The 25,320-nt window shown below is 46.4% G+C and carries 11 protein-coding genes; 2 read left to right on the top strand and 9 right to left on the bottom strand.

The window, feature by feature from the left end:
• The first annotated feature begins 24 nt into the window (after nucleotides 1–24).
• Entirely contained in the window at nucleotides 25–540 is a 516-nt protein-coding gene (locus JK628_RS16105; protein WP_202285812.1) for a hypothetical protein, read from the top strand.
• A gap of 147 nt (nucleotides 541–687) precedes the next feature.
• Nucleotides 688–1,716: a lipid A deacylase LpxR family protein gene (locus JK628_RS16100; protein WP_202285810.1), complete on the top strand. Its 1,029-nt coding sequence runs from the start codon at nucleotides 688–690 to the stop codon at nucleotides 1,714–1,716.
• 92 nt (nucleotides 1,717–1,808) lie between these two features.
• Here the strand turns inward: JK628_RS16100 and JK628_RS16095 are convergent, their stop codons facing one another.
• The 9 genes from JK628_RS16095 to JK628_RS16055 all read right to left on the bottom strand — a co-directional run bounded on the left by JK628_RS16095 (nucleotide 1,809) and on the right by JK628_RS16055 (nucleotide 24,967).
• On the bottom strand, nucleotides 1,809–3,434 hold the full coding sequence (locus JK628_RS16095) for a sensor domain-containing diguanylate cyclase (protein WP_202285808.1): 1,626 nt from the start codon (nucleotides 3,432–3,434) through the stop codon (nucleotides 1,809–1,811).
• An 866-nt stretch (nucleotides 3,435–4,300) separates the two neighbouring features.
• Nucleotides 4,301–4,723, bottom strand: coding sequence for a hypothetical protein (locus tag JK628_RS16090; RefSeq protein WP_202285806.1), 423 nt, complete (start codon nucleotides 4,721–4,723; stop codon nucleotides 4,301–4,303).
• 33 nt (nucleotides 4,724–4,756) lie between these two features.
• Nucleotides 4,757–4,936 (bottom strand): GNAT family N-acetyltransferase, encoded by a 180-nt coding sequence (locus JK628_RS23575; RefSeq protein ID WP_443020014.1) that lies wholly within the window; start codon nucleotides 4,934–4,936, stop codon nucleotides 4,757–4,759.
• 29 nt (nucleotides 4,937–4,965) lie between these two features.
• Complete coding sequence (locus JK628_RS16080) at nucleotides 4,966–5,511, bottom strand: GNAT family N-acetyltransferase (protein ID WP_202285804.1); 546 nt, start codon at nucleotides 5,509–5,511, stop codon at nucleotides 4,966–4,968.
• Nucleotides 5,512–5,742: 231 nt separating this feature from the next.
• Nucleotides 5,743–7,371, bottom strand: a complete 1,629-nt coding sequence (gene pfaD / locus JK628_RS16075; protein ID WP_202285802.1) for an eicosapentaenoate synthase subunit PfaD — start codon at nucleotides 7,369–7,371, stop codon at nucleotides 5,743–5,745.
• 250 nt (nucleotides 7,372–7,621) lie between these two features.
• Nucleotides 7,622–13,558, bottom strand: a complete 5,937-nt coding sequence (locus JK628_RS16070; RefSeq protein ID WP_202285800.1) for a hotdog fold thioesterase — start codon at nucleotides 13,556–13,558, stop codon at nucleotides 7,622–7,624.
• Nucleotides 13,558–15,909 (bottom strand): PfaB family protein, encoded by a 2,352-nt coding sequence (locus JK628_RS16065; RefSeq protein WP_337249427.1) that lies wholly within the window; start codon nucleotides 15,907–15,909, stop codon nucleotides 13,558–13,560. Before JK628_RS16065 ends, JK628_RS16070 begins: the two co-directional genes overlap by 1 nt.
• On the bottom strand, nucleotides 15,909–24,101 hold the full coding sequence (locus JK628_RS16060; protein ID WP_202285798.1) for a type I polyketide synthase: 8,193 nt from the start codon (nucleotides 24,099–24,101) through the stop codon (nucleotides 15,909–15,911). Before JK628_RS16060 ends, JK628_RS16065 begins: the two co-directional genes overlap by 1 nt.
• Nucleotides 24,101–24,967 (bottom strand): helix-turn-helix domain-containing protein, encoded by an 867-nt coding sequence (locus tag JK628_RS16055; protein WP_202285796.1) that lies wholly within the window; start codon nucleotides 24,965–24,967, stop codon nucleotides 24,101–24,103. Before JK628_RS16055 ends, JK628_RS16060 begins: the two co-directional genes overlap by 1 nt.
• Nucleotides 24,968–25,320 lie beyond the last annotated feature (353 nt).

Here is a 25,320-nt window from a genome sequence, read left to right as displayed (position 1 = left end):
TATCTGATACAAATAGTTACAAGAGTGAATAAGTACTCAATGATTACGGTTAAGTATGTTGCTATAGCCTTAGGGCTACTCTGTTTATCTGCATGTCAAAAGGATCTGACTTTTGAGATAGCCCTCGCAGCTGAGACAACCCGTTATAGTGAAGATACACAGCAAGAGTCAGTAGCCTGTGATATTGGGATCTATGCCATTAATGAGATGGATTTTGGTGTTAAAATTGCGCCTGAATTGACCATTTTTACCGAAAATGAACAGTACACCATGAGGATCAAATCATGGGGAGATGACTGGGACTACCTTATCGGCAAAGACGGAGAGAAAGTCAGTAAGCAAGGTTTGTGTTTTAAAGAGGTAAACCAAAAATCATTTGCTTGCGATGAAGTACTTTCAGCATTGAGAAATGAACAGTACAGATTGACACTCAATCGATGTGAAAAACTGGATCAATCGCAGCTTGATTGTGAGATTGATGTTGAACTCGCTCATGAAGGTATTCGAATTAAGAAAGAGGAAAAGTTGACTCGTATTTAAGCGTGAGTATCTTGATGATGCTCTTGCGAGAATATCAACTTTCAACCGTTTTTTGAGAGCAACAACATGGTATGCTATTTATTCATTTCTCCCTTCATAAATCGTCACCTATAATAGCTTTATGTCTTTATTAAACTCATAAATAGCGTGCTAAAAATTATTCGTCCATTATTTGTTCTTATACTCTCCTCTGTTACCTATGTTGCTTTAGCTGAAGAAACACCTCTTCGGCAAAATAGTTGGGGGCAGTTCATTTTTGAAAATGATGCTTTCGGTGTGCTTGAGCCAACCGATGACGGCTACAGTAACGGTGTGGGTTACGCGTGGGGAAAGGCACCAATCGCCAGCTTTGATGATATTGATATGCCAGAGTGGGTGCGATGGAGCAGCGATTGGACCTATATTAATCAGGGAGATAAAGGCAACTATACTCTCAGCTATGCCATCGTTCAGGGAATGTTTACCCCATCTGATCTAGATACGGATCAATTAATCCTTGATGATAGGCCGTACGCTGGCGTGTTACTTTGGCAGGTCAAATTACGCCAGTTCGATAATAACATTGCGACCAGCTTAATGCTTGATGTCGGTGTCGTTGGTCCGGCTTCATTAGCTGAGCAAACACAAAGTCTCATTCATGGTGTTATTGATGCTAGAAACCCTCAAGGCTGGGACCATCAACTTGAGAACGAGCCTGTATTTCGTATAGAGTCTGAGTATTTACATCGTTTCGCGCGGCTAGCACTCTCTAACCAGATAGCCACCGATGTGAGTTTCTACAGTCAGGCTGGTATTGGTAATTTGCGCAGCGACGCAGGCTTTGGATTAACGTTTAGAGTCGGTAGCGGACTAGATGAAACCTACGCTAGCATCAATCCTACGGCTTCCCATAGCGCCAACCCCTACGGCTATATGTCTGATAGAGGGTTTAATTGGATGTTCTATATGTCAGCATACGGTAGCTACGTACTCAATGACATCACTATTGATGGCAATACCTTTAAAGATAGTCACTCAGTAGAGCTTATTCATGAGCAAGGCCAGCTGAGTATGGGGTTTGCGATGCGTTGGGGCAGTTGGGGAATTCTATTTGCAACACTTCGTGGCAGTCCGCAGCATGAGGGGCAAATCTCAGACACTAACTATGGTGCCGCCAGTATTAGTTACCATTATTAGCCTTTCTTTTTAATTAGCATAGGAATCATCAGCAGACCGAATTAAAGCATAACAGAGGTCGGGCATACTCATATTTATGCCACTAGCATTATTTAGTCTTGATTTGTGAGAGGGAGTTGATTGGCTGTAATCGTGACTTTATAATATTGATTTCTTCCATTTTTTTTCGCTTGATAAAGCGCCTTATCAGCCATTTCAGTAATCTGTTTTCCCGTGATGAAGCCGTCTGCATTGTAGGAGGTTGTTGGTAATGGTAAAACTTGGCAGACACCAAAGCTCACGGTGAGATGATCTGCCACATCTGAGCTAGGGTGAGGTAAGGCTAAAGTTTGCAGTGAATCTAATATTTCTAACAGCTTACGTTCAAGTGCAGCGAATGGAATATCACTGTAGAGCATAATAAACTCTTCACCGCCAAAGCGTGCGCACATATCCTCTGCACGTTTAAAATGTTGCTCCAGTAAAGTCGCCACCGCTTTCAATGCTTCATCCCCCTTTACGTGACCTAATGTATCGTTATATTGCTTAAAATAATCAATATCTGCTAAGAGCAAGGTGAAGCCAATACTTTGTCGCCTTAATAACTGAACCTGACTTTCTAGATGCAATTCAAATGCACGACGGTTAGCAATTTGGGTTAATTCATCAACGTAGACTTGCTGGCTCAATAAAGTGTTCTGTCTCTGCACAGTAAGCATAAGTGCATTGAAATGAAATGCTATATTTCTTAGCTCAGCGATAATGTAGTTGTTGGGAAGTTGCTTATATCGCTGCCTTTTATCCATCGCTTTGACATTTTTTGCCAGACGTTGCACTGGGCGAATAATAAACCCAGCGAGCAGAAGGTAAACGGTGACTAATAGGGCTATCATCGCAAAAACAATGCTCAGCAGACCCATTCCCCAGATTGAAGGTGGTTTTCTATTGGAGTGATACACGGTGACGATGAGGGTCGGCTCCCCCTTGGTGTTTCTAATGAGTCTTTGGCTGAATGGCACTATCTTGGTTAGCTCTATTTCAGCATCTAAATCTTTAACTCCCTCAATTTCACTTTTGCCGTCAATAGGTTCCATCGTCACGGGCGTTGCAGTGAAGAGGGACATTTCGTCGATAAACTCCTGGTCAATAAGTCGAATAAACACTAGAAAACCATTGGAGGCTAAGCTCTTATCTGAAACGAGTATGGGGGTTGAGCTATAAAACGCGGCTCCAGAAAGGGTAGATATAACACCCGTTTTAGGTATCACCTGAGTGCCGTTATAGGGGGTGTCGGTTAATATTTTATTTTCAGGATACTTGTCGAAGCGATATAAATCGAATTGAAGCTCTTGCTGAATTTTATGGTGATAGCCTTTTGAGTATAAGAGATTAGATTGAGTATCAAATATAAACACAGCGTCTATTTCTAATCGAACGAATGTGTCATTGAGAAAGTTTTCATGCAAATATTGCAGACTATGAACAGAGTTTGGTTGTAGTACAAACTCATAGGTTTCATCCCAAACCGCATAATCATAGTTAAGAGTAATCATCGGTTTATTCATGCGTTCGATACCAAACATTAGGCTACTGATCTCTCGTTCAGATAGCTTTATCATAGTGTCTTCAAGCTGCGGTATTTGTACCCAAATACGATAACTAAAAACAACAGAAGTGAACACCACTACGATGATCGTAAATACCCGAATTTGAATTTGATTGAAGCTAAGTGCTTTCAATTGCTATTAGATGCCTATGTTGTTAGTACTTTTAATGCATTGTACTGACGATTGTTTTATTTAATTGTAGCAGTGGCTAGGTAATTCGCTTGTCTTAAGTTAGGGGGCAATAGTGATTGTAGGGCGCGTAATCCGGCTGACGAGAATGGACTAGTTAATGTTTATTGGTGGCGATGTTTAGGTAATTTTTGAGAGTCTTTGGCGGATAACAACCAGGAATGGTTAGGTGTTTAGCTGTATTTGCATATTGATGCTCCGCAGTAGCAGAGAGTTTCCAATAGTTAAAGTGCTGATCTTTATAGTTGTTAATTGCGCAGTCGCGATGACGGTACCGATTGGTACGCTAGTTTGCAAACCAACGATCAGTTTACCCACAATGGGCTGCCACAGCTCGGGTGAGATACTACAATTTACCCTATGAGATCACTGAGTTCAGCATTGGCGCAACGTTTAGTTTTTGTATTCGCCTTTAAGGAAGCCAACATACTGATAGTTGTTGGCTTTTTTCTAGGTTAATTAGTTTGGATTCATTAAAATCATGTCTCAGGGGCTTTACAGCGTAAAACAGTGGCATTTAGTCTGGAACTGGTTCTAAGTGATAATATCTCGAATGCCAAGCTTCCTCTGAGCGTACACATTTAAGCCCTAAGGCTTGCTTTCAAAACTGATTGACTATCCCTATAAATCGGTCGTCAAAGTTAAAGCGTAACCACCAAAATGGACTTCTGCAGCTTGTTTAAGCTTAGTGGTGAATTCCGGTGAGTAAATTAGAACTTCTTTACCGCTGGATAAGTCATACAACTTTATTGTGATATCGACAGTATCCTACCCGCTACTTTTGAGGTGATAATGACAAAAGTGATTTTTTAATTGCACTTACTTTGTAGGAGCGAGAGGATTTGTCTTCTTTGTGTAAGTGAAAATGTAAAATAACTAAACTTAGTTTTACCGTATTTCTTATTTTTAATAATGATGTCATAGGGGATCATTCTAGAGACTTTGTAGCCTTCAAAATTGTCCCAAGAAAATCTTTGAATATTTTTGTTATCTTGATAGATAAACTCATTTTCTGTGAGCTTTATAACCTTGTACCCTTCTCGATATATTGTTATCAAATAATGAATAACCCCTGCTGTCATAATTAAGATGTACCAGATGTCAAATTGTTCGCTTTCTGGTAGTAAGAAGTAATGAAAAATTGCAGCCGTGACACAATAACTCATCACATTAATGAACATTCCATAGAAATGAGCAAAGAAATATTGAAAGCTAGATTGAGTAAATTCCATTTGTCCCTACCTTTATATTGTTTAGTATTACTTCTATCTACTACAAGTTGATACGATAAATACCGATGTTAAAGCCGCTAGCTCAATAAACTGAAAGCCTGTGTTATCGAAAACCTTAACCGAGGCGATATTGTTACGATCAACCAGCGCATGAACCGCCGACAATCCTAACGTATTTTCAGCAAAACTGAGCACAGCAAATGTCGACTCTATAGCATAACCCCTTCCTTGTTGCTGCAGAGCTAGGCGGCAATAAATGTGGACGAGTTCAGCCCATATACGGCGTGATCATAAAATCGACCATTTAGATTTTCAGCTTGGGTGATCACCCCCTCTAAATTAAAACCTAAGCGTTCAGCCACTCGGCGGCTAGCACTATTTTCTACCGCAGCCATAATTTCAATTTTCTCTAAGCCTAGCTTGGTAAAGGCAACATTGATTAGCTTGCTGACGGATTTACTGACAATGCCTTTACCTTGGTATTCAGCGCTGAGCCAATAGCCAATCTCAGCCTTTCTAAGTGACTGGCTGATCGTGTTAAGACTCACATTGCCGACGACTTTACCTTCATAAACCATGGCGCAAACTAATGACTTCCCCTCAGCGTAATCGAGCAAAGACCGAGTAATGAAATGTTTAAAAAAATCCTCGCTATTAGCATGTAATGGCCAAGCTAGCCACTGACTCAAGTGCGCTTTCTCCTTGGATACAATTTCAAAATACCTTGGAGCAAATGATTGCTCAACAAGCGCAAGAACTAGGCCTTTTTCTACTTCCAATGTAAACATGACTCTCCAGACAAAAATCAGTAATAGCTATTAATTAGGGCAACCGATGCCGATTACCTTTTTATCTTGAGGTAACATATCATCAATAATATAAAAACCTCCACCTCATAGCTGAATTCATGAATGATTATTAAATACAGAGTGGCGAGCTTTTGCGGGAACAAAAAAAACCACCGGTAACTATTCTAGTCATCAGTGGCTTTATTGTTTTACAGATGAAGTAATGAAGCGCTACGCCATTCTTTGTGTCGGCTTCCAGCGTAGTAATTGAGTCGGCAACTTAACGCCCTGTGATGTTAAGCTATTAACGCGATTAAGGTAGGCTGCACCATACATCAGGTGTTTGGCTACATCGACGGCATTACGGTCTTGGTAGTTATCTAAATAGCTGCCTTTAGCCCACTGGTTGAATGCACCCAGTGCTGGGCCAGCCCAGATCTGGTAATCCATTTCACGGCCTGATTCACCTGAGTTTGACCAGCGGCTAGAAAGCCCTAGATACCAGCGGAAGATGAGTGCCATCTTACGCTTAGGGTTGCCCTCGGCGCGCTCAATCTGCTTAGGATCTCGCTCATTGAAGTGTGCCACTGTACCAGCCCAAATCTCATCAAGTGTTGAGCGGAATACTTGCTTCTCAAGCTTCTCACGCTCAGCAGTTGGAATAGCTTCGATAGAGTCATAACGGGTGTAAAGCTCATACAGCTTGTTGGCACGCATCGGGAACAGCGTGCCGCGCTTAACGACTTGCAGTTTTACGCCCATCTCGAACATGTCAGCGGCTGGAGCCATAGTCACATCGGCCATCTCAGTGGTCGAAAGCAACTTACGCGTATGCTCACTTGCCCCCGCTTCAACGCAAGCTTGGTTGACTGAACCAGTAACAATGTAAGCCGCGCCCATGTTAAAGGTCGCTAGTGCCGCATCGGGTGTACCAACGCCGCCACCGCAGCCAACACGGATAGGTGTTGGGTACTGATACTTCTCTTGGATCTCATCTTTCAGCGCTAAAATAGTCGGTAACAAGGTCACTAATGGACGGTTATCGGTATGACCACCAGAGTCCGCTTCAGCAGTGATGTCGTCAGCCATGGGTACGGTGAGTGCCAGTTCCATCTGTTCGCTAGTAATTGAACCATCATCGACCAATTTTTGCAGCATTTTATCTGGCGCTGGCATCATGAATTTTTCAGCCACTTCAGTACGGCTGACTTTGGCGATCACCTTGTTAGCGATAACCACATTGCCATGGCTATCACGGCTAAGACCTGCGGCACGGTAATAGACAATTTGTGGTGTCAGGCCTAAAAAGGCAGATGCTTCAACAGTGCGCACCTTATGCTTTAAAAATAGCTCAACGCTGCCACGCTCTAGCGCTGGCTCACTTGGGCTATGAATAAGGTTAAACATGTAAGGGCCGTTCGGCAGTGCTTTCTGAATACGGTTAATGGCCGCTTCCACTCGGCTAGGGATAAGACCTGCTGCGCCAAACGAGCATAGAATACCAGCTTGTCCAAGTGCGATTACGAGCTCTTCTGATGAGATTCCGTTAGCCATTGCGCCAGCGTAGTAGGCATACTTTACGCCGTGAACGCGGCGGAAGTTGCTGTCACCTAAGCTCTCAGTGCCAAGGGCGGGGGTGAATGCTGCGACAGGCAGTGCGTTGCTGTTGGCCGCTTGCTCGGAGACTAGATCGGCAGTTTGGGCAATGCCAAAGCCTTTATCACTATGATTGACCACGTAGCAGCCACGGCTAAAGTCTTTAAGCTGTTGTTCTATCACAGTGGCATCAAAGCTGATATTGGACTCATTTACTGCCCATGGCCACGGAGATAGCATTTCGTTTGTTGTCGTAGGATTCATTATATTTAAGACCCTTAATAATTTATTCTTTTAGTTCAGTGTGAGACTGTTTATGACCGTGCCTTTGCAAGACGTCATAAACTCATCCATGAGGACTTTGCTGAAACATCCATGTTTCAGAAACTTGCACGGCACGAGGTTATAAACAGCCTAAAGTAGCTCTAATCACTACTCTCTTAATTAATACTTAATTCTTTTAATGACTAAAGCGCTCTCCTTTAGTCATTAATTAAGCAAAAAAGCCTAGCTTTTAGGCTTCTTCGATAGAGATTGCAATATCAAACACTTCATAAATACGCAGGCCATCTTTACTTAGGCTGGCATTACCAGTGATGACTTTCTTGCCATCACTGTCATCTTCGATGGAAGTGATGCTGACATCCATAGACATCTGCTTGTTCAGTGGGTTTATCTGACCACGATACTTCCATTTGATGTTCGACAATATTTGACCGAACTTTGGATTTTTAAAGCCCGCACCCAAATCCTTGCTAATCGCATAAGTTTGCATGGTTTCAATAATCGCTTCAACACCTAGTGAGCCAGGCATCACTGGATCTTGATGGAAGTGGAACTGGAAGAACCAATCGCTTGGGTCAATCGTGCGCTCAGCGTACAGATAACCTAAACCTGCTGTGCCGCCATTATCAACAATCTCGACACTGTCGATAAAGTTAAGCTGGCCACCGGCCAAACGGTAATGCGGTTGGCTTGCTGGAGCATTAAAGTGACGAGCACCTTTGTCCAGTAGGTTGACGGTGGTGTCAGCGGCAATGCCTTTAGCAACGTGCCAAGGTTGAGTGACTTTACCATTATCGAGACCAAGCTGATCTTTCAGTGCTTCACCTTTAAAGTAGCCAAATACCGCAGTGCCGCGATAGAAGGGTTCACCATCGGTACTGAGCTCGAAACTGAAGCTTTGGATGATGTTGGTGCCAGCCATTACGGTAGAGAGTAAACGAGAGTCATTGCGAATGGTTTTACCGCGTAAATCCACTTCACGCAGCAATTCACCTGCACCATCGAGGTTACGGAAAAACAGCTCAAGTCCAGGGAAACCTAATGTAGTGCCCATGTAACCTGAAATAAAGCCGTTAGGTTGCAAGGATATTTCCATCAATATCGAGTAAGGCATGGTCGAAGCGTGGTTATTCTTGTCGAAATACCAAGCGTCGTTTGGCACTTCGTACTCAGCTATGCATGATGAAGGCTTTTTAAACTCGCCGCGTTTACCATTGACTTCAATGACTCGTGTGGTCACTTGTAGATCGCCGCACGGAGTACGTGGAGGGATCATGCCGCGATAGATTGAAAACTCTGGTCCGAAGCAGTTTTCAATGTTGCCCGTGGCAAACTCAAACATGTGATACGGCGTAAACGGCACGGTATCAGGCACACGATTTGGATAATCCGGCGTGATTGGCGCTTCGACGTGTGAAATAGGGATAACGCCTTTGTTGGGCTCTTTGCTCAAATCAGGGATTTGCGCCATCAATGGAGCGTTAATCGATGCCGGTTGGTAGCCTTTGTTGAGAGAAGCCGTAGGCGCTTGGTCATTAGTAAGAGTCGCAGTTGCTTGAGCACTCGTAGACTCTTTACTGAGAGACGCCGCAGGCGCTAGCGGATAGCGAACACACTCGTCTTCCTCTTTGATCATCACGCCTAAGTTTTGGAAATCAACCACGGCTTTACCGTTTAGCAAAATGTCGATATTGGCTTTGGCATAGGGGCGAGGGCTAAAGCCAATCTCGGTCACTTCCATGCGGTAAGTCAGTACGCCAGATTGTGGCAATACCTGTCCACGGCAACGCACTTGCTGCGAGGCATTTTCAAGAGGTTGGAAACGACCGTTTTTGGTTTGCGTATGCATGCCAAGGTGCAGCATATAGAACTGTAACAGCTGACCACAACCTTCAGCCATCAGTGAGCCCGCCATCACTTGGTCACCTTGGAAATGACAAGGGAAGTACCAGTGATTTGCCTCAAGTTGCTTTTGGCCTTCGATGAGTCCCAAGCCCCAGGTACCGCCATTGCGGTCAAGCTTACTTACTTGTTCGATCATCAAAAACTTCTCTGATGCGAAACAAAGCGACGGTTGCGCAGCCCCTTGGTGACTAGGGCCAAAACAGCCTTCGATATCTGCACTGAGAAGTTTATGGATCTCAGGGTAACTAAAGCTGGTTTTAGGACAATCAAGCAGCGGGTTAAAGGTTTTCTGAACTGCTAAGCTACGGGCTTTAATCTCATCTTCGGTGCGAATAACACCTTTGCCGTCAGCCAGTTCTTCATCAGTGAAGAAACCAGCACAACCACCGTCCATTTTAAGGATCATAGTATCGCCAACAAAACACTCGTAAGAGAAGAAGAACAACAGTGTTTCGCCGTTACGGGCATAGTTGTTGATCTTAATATCGTAACGCAGGGTGTCGCCGCCACGTGGCAAATCGCCAAGGAAAGTCAGGGTACAATCAAGTAGGCGATAAACACGCTCACCCTTGTTCTCAAAGTCGATACCTAAGTAGCTGATCAACATCAAGTCACATTGACCAGACTCTACCGCAACGGCCCATGGGATCTGACCATCGACTAAGTAGGGCGCATCCACTGGAATGTCATATTCAGTGGTCATTGAACAAGGCTTGTACTCGTTCATGGTGGCGTTAAGTTTGGTTACGCGTGATACCAGTAGGTAATCGGTGGTGGGTAGGCGAACGCGACGCGAGTAGCTATCGATGATGGCGTAATCACTGCCAAATACGTTGCCAATATCACCTTCTGCATACTCTACAAGATCGGCGTAGTTCCAAATACAAGGCTTAAGCGCAGCTGTTGGGGCTATATAAGGCGCTACGTTGGCATGATCCGGCGCAATAACCGCGACGTTAGCAGCGCTTGCTGGCGCAGCCGGTTTAACGACAGGAGTGGTTAACACCGGCGCTTGTCCGGATAATTGGCCAGTCACTTGTGCAAGTTGTTGCTTTAACAGTGCGTCGGCAACCTGCATTCCCGCGGAGCGACTTTTCAGAAAGGCGTGATGCGCTTGCTGCGCTAATTGCTGATTCTGTTGGAACGCAGTTAAGTCAGCTGCAGATCCATCAATTGCGGTGACAGTATTACTTATTTGAGTCGGTTTAACTTGAGTCGTCATAGATGAAGTGCCTAATGCGTGAGTCGAAACCGCAGCCGTTACTTGAACGGGGGCTGTAGTTGTACTCATAGGTAAGGTAGATTGCTGAGCTGTCTGTTGCGCTCTGGCAATAATAGGTTTGATTGGCAGCGGCTTTACGCTAGAAGCGCTGCCATTGGCAAATTTGTGCTGAATCGAGCTTAGCTCGGCTAACGGTGCGTCATAAATATGCTGGTAGATGTCGCGGCCACCCAAGGTCACCTGTTTTACCAGCTGATGCTTGGCGTCTGATTTTAGCTCACTCGCCAAACGTGAACGTAGCGCTTGCTGCTCGATATCGCTCTGACTTAGCAGCAACTGAGATACTTGATCCTCACTCACGTTAGTCACTATAGCTTTGCTATTGGAGACGGCAGCGTGCGAAACATTTAATAACCCGTGTAGCAAACTTGCCATACCCGCCGCGGCAAAGCAGTGGCCAACACGGCTATCTGCGCTGGTGGCAATTGCGTTAGGGAACGCAGCGCTAAGCGAATAGCTTGCCGTCTCGGTGGCTAAACTGCCTGGGGCAATATTGGTTTCAAGCACATTAACACTGGCGTTATCGGTTGCAGCTTGGCTTAAAAGGGTATCGGTAACGCTAGATAACCGCTGCGCATGACCAAATGCCAATGCATCGATTTGACCGTAGGCGCGACCAGATGTGCTTTCATCTTTGACCAAGACAACCGCGCCGGCACCTTCACCCACACTCCAACTATTCTGGCTTGCGGACTTGCTATTAGGCGTCATGGCCACTGGAGCGATACTGTTCTTTAAGATCACCTGCTCGAAGCTGCCAGACAAGTCCACAGCAGCAATGACCACGGCATCAAGGTTATCTTCAGCAATCAGGTTTTGCGCCACATCAATACAGCGGCTTACCGATTGCTCAGCTGCCGATATGGTAAAGGCTGGACCATTAAAGTCCCATAGCGATGACACGCGAGATGCCATGATGTTGCCAATAAAACTGGTGTACTGATTCAGTTTTGCAGCATCAAGTACGCTGTCCATCGCAATCGCTTCGAGTGCTTGATACTCATCGGCTGTTAAGTTCACGCCAATACCAGCAAGGCTTTGTTGCAGCTGAGTGTGTAAGTTAACGCGGCCACGGAACTGATGCAGTTCAAGCTCGGTTTCCATTGCCACTAATACCGCGACTTTTTGGCCAGGTTGAAGCTTGGCATCACGAATAGCTTCATCGGTGACTCGCATCAACATTAGCTGCTGTGAGATCAAACGATCATCTTCATTAGGTGGCAGTTTAAAGCGTAAAAAATCCAGCTCGAAATTATCAATATAAGCGCCTTTGGGCGCTGAGTTTAGGCCAAACTGAGCCAATAATTCTGGGTGTTTTTCCAAGCCCTTCCAACGCTTGGCTGGCAGGGCAATAAAGGCATCGCTATTATTCGCAATCGCCGCATCCAGCTGATTAATATTGCTCAGAGGACCAAAGTGCGAGCTTAGCCCGACAATTTTAAGCGGCGCTGGTGTCACTGGTGCAGCTAAATCTGCAAGAGCTGCTTTTAGCTTGGGAGCGTCAGCGGAGCTTGGCGTATACGATTCAAGTAACAGGTGGGCGTTACAACCACCAAAACCAAATACTGACACACCGGCATGACGGGTTTTAACACCTGCTGTCTTATTGCTGGCTTTATCCGGCCAACCTTGAACCAAGCTGGGCATCGTTGCCTTACCAAATAGCTTATTAGGCGATGCAATTGCATCGCTAATGTTAATGCTTGGCGGTAATAAGCCCTCTTTCATGGCAAAGATCATCTTCATGATCCCGGGCATACCTGCAGCTGTGAGCAAATGCCCTAGGTTAGATTTTGCTGAGCCGATAAGTGGCGCGCTTGAGCCTTGCAGCTTGTCTTCAAAAAAACTCTCCATTGAGGTGAGCTCAATTTTGTCTCCAAGCGGCGTTCCTGTGGCGTGACATTCAATCACTTCAATATCTTTTGGCTCTATATCACTGGCGGCATAGGCACGCTCGAACGCTTTTACCTGACCTTTAGGGTTCGGGCTCAGTACAAACTGGCCTTTACCGTCATTGGATAAACCCACACCACTGACAACGGCGTATATTTTGTCGTTGTCACGCTCGGCATCCTCAAGACGTTTAAGCACGAGTACGCCAGCGCCTTCGCCGGCGAACAAGCCTTTACTATCACCGTCAAATGGCACTGATACGCCATGATCTGGGTAAGCATGGAAGATTGAGAAACCCATATTGATGAAGAAGGGGTCTGCGCCAGAGACCGCGCCCGCGAGCATCACATCTGCTTTGCCAGTGCTTAGGTAATCACAGGCTAGTTTGAGTGAGTAAACCGAACTGGCACAAGCTGCATCAAGACTAAGCTGGGTGCTGCCAAGGCCTAATGCATCGGCAACTACTTTAGAGGTGTTGTGGGCAATCGCGCCGTTAGCACTCTCAAGCGTGGCTTCATTATTGGCTCGCGCTGTGGCTGCATTGGTTGGGCTGAGCTTAAAATTGCTGCTAGCTAATTTATCTTGCAGCGCTTTTTCTACTGCGCTGTGGTAAATCGGTAGAAATAGGTCGTTTGAACGCTCTGTCGGAAAAGACAAGGCGCCCATGATAACGCCAGTACGGCCGAGTAATTCATTGTTATCAAGCGAAATTCCAGCATCTTCTAGGGCCTTACGACTGGTGTCGAGTGCCCATAAAAAACTATGATCTAAGCCTGCTAGGCTATTGGCAGATAGTTTGTAACCGGCTGAGTCAAAGCTGAAGTTTTCAATGTAGCCGCCTTTATCACAATAAAAACGGTCTGACTGACCTTGCACACCTTGGTAGTCAGCGCTGTTTGCGCCTAACTTTTTATCGGTCAAGGTGCTGCGAGAATCTCGCTTATCGAGTAAATTCTGCCAAAACTGCTGCGGGGTTTTAGCATCTGGGTACAGAGTGGCTAAACCGACGATGGCAATCTTGCTTTGCTTGCTCGAGGTATTGGTTTTACTCGAAACGTGGTTAGAAGTGTTGTCTGTTAAAGACATTAGACTTCCCCTTTGAGTGATGTAGTGTCATAGGACGAAGCGATAGCGTTGCTGCTATCTTGTTGGCCTTGGCCAGACTTACTATTGGGTCGCTGTTTACTCAATAAGGTGGTGCGGGCGATCTCGCGAGCGAGTCCATCAATAAGCGGTGTGACTGACAGTGGCACGCCATGACTAATGAGTTGCCCTAGTGCTTTTATTAAGTTGATGGCATCGCTGCTGCCTTTTGCATTCATTGGCACTGTGCAACAAGGTGCGTTTTCAAGTAGCGCCGCCGCGTTTTTATCTTGACTGTCTTGCTTAGCAATTTTGTCGATTAAAGTGCAGTTTTGTCTGTCAGCCCCTAGCTCAACAAATAGCTTTGCACCTTGACGTTGGGCGCTATGGATAAGCGCAGTAAAGTCCAAGGTATGGCAAAAGGTGTCGGCAATCGATTGAGCGACAACATGACTATTGAGGTGATTCGCTTGGCTACCAACCTTATTAATCGCTTGATGGCGTGGTTCACCACAGAGGTTTGCTGCGCTTAAGAATTTAATCTTATTTGGTAGCTCGTCTCGAAGCGGTTGCTGGTAGAAGCTAACCACATTGCTATGTTCCTCCATTGCGGGTGGAGTATGCATGGCGGTGACTCGATTGGCAGCAATGCCACGCTTACCCAGTGCAGACAGTAGCGCTCTACACTGGCTTTCGCAGCCAGCGATGACGCAGGTATCACCTTGAATAATCGCAATATATGCGCGCGGGTAATCGACTAGCAAGGCTTTGATAGGCGTTGCTGGGCTGCGGACCACAAAACTGTTCCAGACAATATCGGGTTCATTATTGCTCAGTTGCCATGCTTGTCTGACGGCGGTCAATTTACCTGATATTGCTGAGGTAAAGAGGGGATCGGTTTGGGTTTTACTGATCAAGTCATGGGGGTTTTTCCACACCCCAAGGCTGGCCCACATCGACGCTTCACCCATAGAGTACCCCAATGCAAAGTCTGGGCTAACCTTAAATTCATCGGTTAATAGTTGCGTCAGAATATAACTGCTGCCAACACCAGCAATGGCTAAGTCACCTAAGTCCATCGCGGCAGCACGCTTGGGATCTAAATGATAGATCTGCTCAGCTTGCAGCATAGATTTTAGATCGCCTTCACGTTCAAGTTTGGCGTATAGCGCTGGAAAGTATTGATGCAATTCACTTAACATGTCGGCGTAAACCGTACCGACGCCTGGGTAGACAAAAGCGAGGCCCGCTTCGGCTTGGTTGCCCAAAGCATGAGCGGTGAAGTAACTGCCGCTTGGGGTTTTGTACTGTGTCTGCTCCGCAATGGTTTTAGCCACGGCCGCCTTTAATGCATTCAGTTCAAGTAGCATAGCCTCAATTGAGTTGGCATTGAGTACGGCACAAAGCTGAGCTTTAGCACTTGTTTTAGTGCTCTTTGTTTTGCTCTTTGTTCTGTACTGCCTTAAATTATTGACCATCGCTTGCAACACGCTGATATTAGTATGCTCGGCTGTCAGTGATTTAAGTTCTGCCGCTAAGGTGGTAATTGCTTGGTTAAGTTCTGCCTGGTTGTCACCGCACACGATAAACTGCAAACGCTGATGATTAAGCAAAGATTTAGCCGCGATAAAACCAGTGCCTTGGGCTATCACAAAGCTCACCGATTGCGGACCATTGTTAAAGCTAATCGCTGCTACGCGTGCTTGATGATACTCGGTAAACCAATAATGGCTTCTGGCTTGTTTTGCGCTTAATGCAACGCCATCATTTAACTCGTCTCGATAGTGAGTGCGACTGGCAAGCTGGCTAATGAGTTGATGCATGGCTGCGAACTGCGCCTTACTATCAAGATCACTATGCTGCTCAAGCTTGCTTAAATGTGCGCTGTCACGCTTTGCCTGAGCGAGTGCGCGAGTCAAGCTGCTATCGGCACTGTTGCTACTGTTGCTACTGTTGCTACTTGTTCGCTGCATGGCTGTGAGCTGTGCGTGAGGATGTATTCTAAGCTGGGCCGCTTTCAACGCGGGCATCATTAATAACGCATGCTCGGTTGTGTTTAGCTGTACTAACTTGCCATCTTCAATAGCGTTAATCGTTCGGTCTAACTGTTTTTCAAAACTGGCATCTTTAAAGTCATCGACAGTGATCTTCACAATACTGTCGACTAACGAAGCGCCTTGTGCAGAACCTAGTCCTGAACTGTTAACATCAGGGCGGTTAAGTTCTGGCAGCAATGCCGCCAGTTCATCATTGTTTAGCTCTATTGATGGCAACACCAAAAGTGCGATGCGTAGTGGCATCGCAATTTTGTCTGCGGCTGGCTCAGCTGCTGGGCTTAGTGGTTTAGTGGTCACTATTTAGCCTCGTTAAGTGTTTTGTCAATCGCAAGAGTTGAATGGGCGATAAACGCATCATTCAGACTCTTACTAATGGTCACTTTAGCCGCGGTCATCTTAGCGCTTAGCTCACCATTTTCATGGTACAGAGCCACGTTAGCCGCTAGCGAACGAGCGCTAGTTTTAACCACATCTAACTTAATAAAGCCGCGCTCACCAAATGCCATTGGGCTGTTTACCACAAACTCACCAATTGATGAGGGCAGGCTAGCAGCGCCATGTTTAAGTCTTGCCCAAACTAACATCGCTTGCAGTAACAAGTCTTCAGCAAAGGGCTGACAGCCACCAACATGCGATTGTGCAACAAACTGACCGCAGTCAGTAGCATCAACCTCAGCGATTTTCACTGTGGTGATTAAACTGTTGTCGTCAAATTGCGTTACGGTGTCAATTCCCTGCAAACGCGGTCCATGGAACAGTGTACCGTTTGCATACAGGGTAGCCGCCGATGTTACCGCTTGGCTTGCATCTAACGCATACATAGCTGGCGTTAGCGGCTCTGCGCGGACCGATGCAGTGTCAAAGTCGCTGTCACTGCTGGCGATTAGTGTCGCTTTATATTGCGGGCGACCTTGGCAGCTAATGAGGGCGCTAAGCGTTTTGCCGTCATCTGTTGGCGTTAACGCTAGCGTCATCTCTTGCGGCTCTAAGTCGTCAAATACAATGCCCTTTAGTAATTTGTAATCAATTACTTTTACGCAAGTACCTAACATTTCACTTGCCGCTTCGCGCATCCATTGGATAGCACACACTGTCGGTAGCACAGGGTTACCGCCAATGCGGTGGTCTTGGATAAAGACCAATGCATTGGGGTTAAGGCGACGAGTCAATGTGACTGCGGTTAGCTGGCCGTGTCCGGTATTTTTTGCTGCATGCTGCGAGCGCGATGCAGTTTGCACCTCACCCGCATTAAGCTTTTTTACAGATGCAGCTCCAGTCGCAGCGTCAGCGCCTTGCATAGAGGTACCAATTAACAACTGCGCCCCAGTCTCACTGAGTAACTGAGTAGCAAACAGTTCTGCGCCAGCTTGCAAAGGAATGACATATACACCGCGGTCGGTGAACATCTTCTTCAATGCAGGGTTAACCATGCCGCCATCCCAAGGTCCCCAGTTAAAGCTCATGACTTTAGCTTGTGGGTTGCGAGCAGTGAACTGCAGTGCCGCCTTGTTAAGGATGTCGTTAGACATAGCGTAATCACTTTGGCCAGTGTTACCGTAAAAACCTGCAGCCGATGAGAACATCGCTAGCAGTTTGATGTTATTTGGCTCAAGTGCCGCAAGCAGTGCTTTAAGGCCATTAACCTTAGTACCGTAAACTCGCGCAAGCTCTGCCAGTGTTTTGTCTTGAATATGCTTATCAGCAAGTACGCCTGCACCATGAATTAGACCGGTTATTTCGCTTGAACGGCCTTTTAGTGCTGCGCTAATTGCAGTGGTATCGGTGACATCCATGCTGACGTATTCAGCCGATGCGCCGACGCTAGCAAAAGCCTCGAGTGCAGTGTTGATCTCAATGCTGCTCTGCACTGGCCACACTAGGGCATCAACTTGCTTTGGCGTTGGCTTTTGACCCGTTGCGATAATATGCGCAATGGCGGCAGATTTAAGCTCGCTGGTTTGCTTACCCGCAGCCCAACTTGGCAATGCTTGCAATTCACTACGACCGGCTAAGATAAAGTGAGACTGAGTACGACGGGCTAAGGCGAGTGCACATTCGAATGTGACGCCTTTTGCTCCCCCGGTCACCAGTATTTTATCTGAACTGTTTAGCTCTGCTTTAGCGGTTTTATTGCTCGCGTCGCCTGCAACTAGCGTTACGCGGCCAATATCGCCATGCTTATCTGTTGCAATACCAACCTCAGGTAACTGGGTATTGGCATCAAAAAGCTCGCTGGTAATAGCATCTGCGAAGTGCGTTGCATCAACATCGGTGGCGATATCTAATGCGCGGCAAAAAACAGTTGGCCATTCGTGACCGAGTGTTTTAGTTAATCCTGCTAACGCGGCTTGGTTAAGCTCAGCAGTTTGTAATGCTTGAGTATTGAGGTAGCCAAAGCCGCCATCAATACGACTGACTGTTACGAAACAACGACGGGCATTGTTATCGACAGTAAGCTTCGGTTGTAGCAGTTTAGCCCATAAGAACGCTTGGCTCAGGTGGTTAAAGCTTTGCTCATTTAAGTTTACTGCGTCGCCTTGATTACTATCACTGGCTTCTGGCTGCAGGTGGATGAATCCACCGATTGCACCGAGTTGTTGCTCGATTTGTGCAATGACAGCGTTAATACCGGCTTCGTCAGCTGATGTTGCTTGAAAGCTTGCTACATCGCTTGAAAGTGGTGAATGAGCATTGCCTTCGGTTAGTCGAACAACAGCCACTTTTAGCCCTTGTTTAACCAGTTTCTCTGCTAGTACACCTGCGTTGTGGCCATCATCTGTGATCACAACGTTTGTGTCTGCGGCGAAACAGCTTTCTAGTTTGTCCGCCGCACTAAGCTTTTTTAGTGCCACCTCGCTGTGAGGTGGTAGTTCAAGAGAAGTGCTAATCGTGTTGGCAACTGATTTAACTGCGCCAGATACCGCAGCACCTGCATTGGCCAGCTTGCTGTTCATATAGCTAACGATTTCGCCTAAGGTGCGACATTCAGCTAGATCTTCTGGGTTTAGTTCAGGTAAGCCTGGAAGCTCATCTTGTACCGTCCCTAAGATCTCAACGCGCTTGATAGAGTCAATACCAAGGTCAGCTTCCATATCCATGCTCAGTTCAAGCATTTCAGTTGGGTAGCCAGTTTTGTCAGCAACCACTGACATCATGGTGGCCTGTACTTTCTCTGCAGAGAGCGAGCCTTCAGCGGCACCTGTAGAAAGTTGAGAGCCATCAGCCAGCTTAGAGTTCATGTAAGCTACGATTTCGCCAAGAGTACGACACTCAGCTAGATCTTCAGGGTTTAGTTCAGGTAAGCCTGGAAGCTCATCTTGTACCGTCCCGAGAATTTCAACACGTTTGATAGAGTCGATACCAAGGTCAGCTTCCATATCCATGCTCAGTTCAAGCATCTCAGTTGGGTAGCCGGTCTTGTCTGCAACGACTGACATCATTGTTGCTTGTACTTCTTGTGCGCTCAAGGCTGTTTCAGCACTTAAACCGTTTGATGCTGTAACAGGTGCAGCACTAACTTGAGGAGCTGCAGTGCTAGCTGGCTGAGAGTTCATAGAGCCTTCAGCTGGAAGCTTGCTTCCCATATAAGCCACGATTTCGCCAAGTGTACGGCACTCTGCTAGATCTTCAGGGTTGAGTTCAGGCAAGCTAGGTAGCTCATCTTGTACTGTTCCGAGAATTTCAACACGCTTGATAGAGTCGATACCAAGGTCAGCTTCCATATCCATGCTCAGTTCAAGCATTTCAGTTGGGTAGCCAGTCTTGTCAGCAACCACTGACATCATGGTCGCTTGTACTTCTTGTGCGCTCAAGGCTGTCTCAGCACTAATATTATGAGCCGCCGCAGCGCTAGAGCCTTCAGCGGCACCTTTAGAAAGTTGAGAGCCGTCAGCCAGCTTAGAGTTCATGTAAGCCACGATTTCGCCAAGTGTACGACACTCTGCTAGATCTTCTGGGTTAAGCTCAGGCAAGCTTGGTAGCTCATCCTGCACAGTACCCAAGATCTCAACACGTTTGATGGAGTCGATACCTAAATCGGCTTCCATATCCATTTCAAGCTCGAGCATCTCGGTAGGGTAACCAGTCTTTTCAGCGACAACAGACATCATGGTCGCTTGTACTTTTTCTGCACTTAAACCGTTAGATTGTGTAACAGGTGCTGCACTAACTTGAGGAGCAGAGCCTTCAGCGGTACTTGTAGATAGTTTGCTGTTCATATAGCTAACGATTTCGCCTAACGTGCGGCACTCAGCTAAATCTTCTGGGCTTAGCTCAGGTAAGCTCGGAAGCTCATCTTGCACTGTACCCAAGATCTCAACGCGCTTGATAGAATCGATACCTAAATCGGCTTCCATATCCATCTCAAGCTCGAGCATCTCGGTAGGGTAACCGGTCTTTTCAGCGACAACAGACATCATGGTCGCTTGTACTTTTTCTGCACTTAAACCGTTAGATGCTGTAACAGGTGCTGCACTAACTTGAGGAGCAGAGCCTTCAGCGGTACTTGTAGAGAGTTTGCTGTTCATATAGCTAACGATTTCACCAAGTGTACGACACTCTGCTAAATCTTCTGGGCTTAGCTCAGGTAAGCTCGGAAGCTCATCTTGCACAGTACCTAAGATCTCAACACGTTTAATAGAGTCGATACCTAAATCAGCTTCCATATCCATTTCAAGCTCAAGCATCTCGGTTGGGTAACCGGTCTTTTCTGCTACAACTTCAAGCATGGTTGCTTGTACCTTCTCTGCAGAAAGAGTCGCGCTCAAACCAATAGTTACTGTAGGAGCTACTGGTGCGGCAACAACTGGCGCGGCAATAGGTTCGATACGCGCAGCGGGTGCTGCTTGGCGATGAACTGGCGCCGCTGTAACGTGTGGTGCATTCACTACTGGAGCAACTACAGGAGCTGCTTCTGGCGCAACGATAGCTGCAACAACAGGTGCTGCTAGTGCTGGGGTTGGTGCTGCTGCAAGGTTCTGAGTAATCGGCGCATGAACTGGACTCACAATCGCAGAGCCGTTAAGCATGTTAAGCGCGGCATTATTGTTGCCTGCTTGCATTTCCAAGAATTGAGTATGGCTTTGTACTGTTTGTGCTTGTAGCTGATGGAATTGCTCCATCGAACGTTGCAAGCTTTCAGGTAAAGCAACACCCGCACCAGCTAGTTTAGTTTGCTCAGTCATTAAGCTGGTAAACGTCTCACCATATTGCTGTGGAATACTAAGAAATTGCTGATGCAGCTCTGCAGCTTGTTGCTGCGCGGCAAAGAACTGCGACAATGCATCAGTGCTAACACTGACTGTTGCTGGCTGTGCGATTGTACTCACTGCGACTTGGCCGTTAGGCGCTACATGCTCATTAGACATTGGTACTGCAATCTCCACGATCTTCTCTACTTCTTTTTCAATAACGGTTTGCACTTCGACGATTTTTTCAACTTCAACAACTTTCTCTACAACCTTCTCGATGACTTTCTCTTCGATGATGGTTGTGCTTTTAACGGTGCCAGTCTCTAACGACTTGGCCATTTTAGCGCGAGTCGCAGGGCTAATATGGTTAGCTGCGTTTAGTGTGATATTCATCGGTGAGCGTTTTGCAGGTGCAGCAATATCAGCCTGGTATGGATCGATATTATCAAGTTGTACACCAGCAACAGCGAGCTGCACTGCGGCTTGTTTAAGCTGCAGATCACTATCGCCCTTAGGGCTTGGGTTGACTGAGATGATACAAAGTTCATTTAACTTGTCGCTCAACGTCCCCTGTACTAGCTTTTGCAAAATGTTCTTCGGACCGAACTCAACAAATACTCGTGCGCCAGCGTCAAACATCGCTTCTAACTGCGCAGTGAAACGCACTGATTGAAGCATATGTTTCTTGAACGAGGCCTTAACCTTGGCAGCAGTACTGTCGTAAAGTGCGCCAGTTGCGTTTGAATATAACGCTCGGCTTGGCTTGGTAAACTTGGCGCCATCAATTGCTTTAGCGAAAGGCGCTTGAGCGTGACCGACAAGTTCGGTGTGGAAAGCACCCGACACAGGCAAGTTAATCGCTTTGTAACCTAATTCACTAAGCGCCTTGGCAGCGTCGCCCGTAGTGGCTGTTGGGCCAGCAATGACTGATTGTGTCGGCGCATTATAATTAGCAACTTTAACACCATCGAATTTAGCGATAGTGCTTTCAAGCGTGGCCAGGTCATCCGCTTTATGGATGATGGCAAACATGGCGCCAGTGTCAGCCTCAACACCGTCTTTAGCCGCGACTTTAGTTGCCATAGCGTCGCCACGGGCAAAGGCTAGTTTGTAGTAGTCGTCAGCTGAAATAACGCCAGCAGCACATAATGCGCTTAGCTCACCAAAGCTGTGACCTGCCACCATATCGGCATTAAAGCCTGCTGCAGTAAATAGTGCATATTGGCCCATTGAAACGGCGCCGATAGCGCTTTGCGCATTAGCTGTGTTAGTCAATACGGCTTCTTGTGTCTTCACATCATCTTTATTAAAGACAGGTTTTGGATACAAGATTTGCGATAGTGGTGTTTTGTCGTTGGCGGCAAACACTTTATCTGCAGTCACTAATTGCTGACGCATCTCTGGGTAGTAACAAGCGAGGTCGCGTCCCATGTTGAGATATTGCGAACCTTGTCCTGCGAATAATGCAGCCACTTTGCCTGATGCTTTGTTTGCAGCATCAACAATGGCGCTAGTACGGTAGCTAATGCCACCGGGTAGTTGCCATTGAGTGTCATCACTAGTTGATAGCTTAGCGACGGCTTGCTTAATAAAGGTGCTCAATTCTGCGGCGTTATTGGCGACCAGACCGATACGCGGTGCGTTGGCGGCGAGCTCGCGTACTGCGAAGTCTGCAGCGGCATCTTTAAGGTTAAAGGTTGATTCTGCGCTTGCGGCTGCTAATGCATTTAACTCTTTAATGAGTGCGTCTTTGCTTTGAGCACTAACAAGGAAGCTTTGCGCGACTTGGCGTTGGCGATATTTTGCTTTTTCGCTGTCGATACGGCTATGTTCTGGCTTGTACTCTTCTAGTACAAAGTGGAAGTTAGTACCACCAAAACCAAATGAGCTAATACCCGCACGGCGCGGCGTACCATCTACACGTGGTAACCAAGGGCGCGTTTCAGTATTAAGATAGAAAGGCGAGTTTTCGATATCAAGCTTTGGACTCGGCTGGCTAACGTTAATCGTCGCTGGTAATACTTTATGATGTAGTGCTAAAGCCGCTTTAATCAGTCCAGCGGTACCCGCGGTTGATTTAGTGTGGCCAATCTGTGATTTAACTGAGCCAAGAGCAATGTGCTGCTTGGTGTCATCGCCTTCACTGAAGACTGAACAGAGACCGGCAAATTCTGCGGCGTCACCTGCGGCTGTACCTGTTCCGTGCGCTTCGATAAGGCCTAGTGTATGCGGCGCAAAACCAGCATCGTCGTAGGCACGGTTAAGTGCTTTTGCTTGACCTTCAGGGCGTGGTGCATAGATAGATTTAAACTTACCATCTGATGATGAACCAATGCCTTTAATGACTGAGTAAATTCTGTCGCCATCGCGCTCAGCATCTTCAAGACGCTTCAATGCGATCATGCCGATACCTTCACCAATCATCATCCCTTTTGAATCGATATCAAATGGCTGAATTGTTTCATTAGTGGTGAATGCAGGTGTCTTGGAAAAGCTCATGTACATAGATGGAGAGTTGTCGGTACAGACACCGCCAGTGATCATCATCTCTGAGCGGCCTTCGACCAGCTCGCTAAGAGCCATACGCATTGCAGCTAAAGAGCCTGCACATGCTGCATCAACTACACAGTTCATGCCGCCAAAATCAAAGCGGTTAGCAATACGGCCGGCAATCACGTTACCGAGTGAACCTGGGAATGAGTTCTCTTCCCAATGGACATATTGGTCTTGGAACTTTTTGATCAGCATTTCGCTGTCTTCGTCACTAATACCACTATTGGCAAATACTTTTTTAAGTACAGGATATTGCAGACGTGCCGTTAAGCTGTGGCTAATTTTTTGTCCGCCGCCCACGCCAAGGGTAATACCAATTTTATCTCTGTCGTAACCTTCAGGCAGGTTAGCATCAGCCAATACCTCTTTTGCCACGATCAATGACAATAGCTGCGATGAGTCAGTCAGTTCGAGGATATTTGGCGGCAGGCCAAACTCCATTGGGTTGAAATCGACATCGGGTAGAAAGCCGCCGCGCTTACAGTAGCTTTTATCTGGCGTGCTTTTGTTAGCGTCATAGTAATCTTCTTTTTGCCAATGAGTGGGTGGTAACTCGGTGATGGCATCAATCTTTTCGCTGATAAGATCCCAAAACTTGTTGAGGTAACGCGAGTTAGCAAAAATGCTCGCCATACCAACAATTGCCACAGGCATATCTTTTAAGCGTTTGTTTAAGCGAGTATCAGCTTGCGAGTCTTGTGCTTGCTCAGGTGCTGATGATTGTTCAGGTTTAGAGGTCTGGCTCATTATGAGTCTCCAGTGGATGCCTGGTTTTCAGGCGTCTTATTGTTTGTTTTGGGCTTATCTTTAGAGGTGTGGCGATTTGGCGTCGCACCAGGAAAGCGCTGCATAAAGCTGTGATAGTTACTGACAAGTAACTTTCGTAAGTGGAACGGCCCATGTTTAAGCACATAAGCCATGTATCTGTTGGTTGCTTGGGTATTACCATCTTGATAGATGTCGAGGTAGATCCAGTCACTGTGAGGATCGACGCCAAGCAGGATTGAACTGGGTTGTTCTTCCGTTAGTTGTGGTGGAATAGTCAAAGAGACGACTTGAACCACACTGTCCGCATCTGGACTCGGCAGAGCCAAGGTTTGCGCTAACGTTTCATAGTGCAAGGTATAGGTTTTGACATCACTACCTTGGGTTATTGGTAGCTGATTAAAATAGCGCATTGGCACATGTGGGCTTTCAATATCACCGACACGAGAAACCCCATAACGCTTTAAGCAGCGCGCGAGCCCTGAACGAGACACATTTGGGTTGATAAATTTCTGGGTTGCGGTCAGTAATCTATCCAGTGGCATTTTCAGCTGGTATCTCAGTCCAACCACGACATATTCCTGCAACGGCGTTAGGGTGGTGTTGAGATGGTGCGGCGTATTAGGGGTATTTTCTATCGAATCACGCTTGCGCCACTTACGCACAGTGGCTTCACTGATGTTCAGTACTTTTGAAAGTTGACCGACACTGAGATCTGACTCTTGGATGAATCGACGCATCTCTGGTGTGGTGGTGGCATTGCTGTGCCGTGTTTCAGTGGTACTTTGCGTACGCTTATTCGGATTACTGCTTGCCGAATTTACACTTTCATTAACTAGCTCTGCCATCAATTTAGCGGTTTCCGTTAATAATCTACTGGGACTTGATTACGTTTTTATGACTAGCAAACTTCGCGAGAGTTCACTGTTTATCGTAATTAAGTCGGTATATTCTGACTAATCGATGAGCAGACTACATCAGGTTTCGGGGCAATACAATCACCTGGGACTTAATAATCGCTGATACGACCAGATTCGGTGAACACTTGTACTCTAAAGTGTTATTTTGTGTAGTAAGTCGCGTAGCTAAGTTAAAGAGTGATCTAGGTCAAAAATCGCACTTTGTTACACGTTTATACTTATAATTAACAGCTCCGGAAAATTGTCTTATTGAAAACACCCTAGGTTTAATGATGTGACAA

Source organism: Shewanella sp. KX20019 (assembly GCF_016757755.1).
Classification (GTDB): domain Bacteria; phylum Pseudomonadota; class Gammaproteobacteria; order Enterobacterales; family Shewanellaceae; genus Shewanella.
This window is presented reverse-complemented; position numbering and strand designations above follow the sequence as displayed.

What these genes read in the sequence shown, in the direction of transcription:
- JK628_RS16080 (WP_202285804.1), bottom strand. Translation starts at nt 5,511, where the DNA reads ATGTTTACATTGGAAGTAGAAAAAGGCCTAGTTCTTGCGCTTGTTGAG.
- JK628_RS16090 (WP_202285806.1), bottom strand. Translation starts at nt 4,723, where the DNA reads ATGGAATTTACTCAATCTAGCTTTCAATATTTCTTTGCTCATTTCTAT.
- pfaD (WP_202285802.1), bottom strand. Translation starts at nt 7,371, where the DNA reads ATGAATCCTACGACAACAAACGAAATGCTATCTCCGTGGCCATGGGCA.
- JK628_RS16060 (WP_202285798.1), bottom strand. Translation starts at nt 24,101, where the DNA reads ATGAGCCAGACCTCTAAACCTGAACAATCATCAGCACCTGAGCAAGCA.
- JK628_RS16070 (WP_202285800.1), bottom strand. Translation starts at nt 13,558, where the DNA reads ATGTCTTTAACAGACAACACTTCTAACCACGTTTCGAGTAAAACCAAT.
- JK628_RS16055 (WP_202285796.1), bottom strand. Translation starts at nt 24,967, where the DNA reads ATGGCAGAGCTAGTTAATGAAAGTGTAAATTCGGCAAGCAGTAATCCG.